Raw genomic sequence first — 377 nt, forward strand, 5'->3', positions numbered from 1 at the left:
GGGTAGCACCGCTGAGGTACCCCAGGACGGTGAGGTGCACCGCGTCCCATTCGCGAGCGACCTGCTCCCAGTCGGGGATTACCCATCGGCCGTCCCTACCGGTTGCCCAGTACCAGTCATGACGGCGCGCGGCGGTGACGTCGAGCGGAAAGGAGCGGCACAAACGGATCCAGTCATCGGCCGTGTGGATCTCGTAAGTCCGGCCTACCCCACGGACCGGGATCGCGGTGGCCTCTTCCCAGCCCGGGCTATCTTCCACGAGGTCCAGTCCGGCGGGGACTTGCCCCACGGTTTGGACCAGTCCGAGCGGGATCGACCACCACGTTCCGCTCCAGTTTGAATGAAGATCGCGGGGACGTTCGAGCGCAGCCCGCGCT

The 377-nt window shown here is 66.6% G+C and carries 1 pseudogene; it reads right to left on the reverse strand.

The window, feature by feature from the left end:
• Window positions 1-259, reverse strand: a pseudogene (locus AC5RWT_RS38085) (hypothetical protein); the annotation flags it as partial.
• Window positions 260-377: the final 118 nt, after the last annotated feature.

Source organism: Arthrobacter sp. Dra40 (assembly GCF_059091905.1).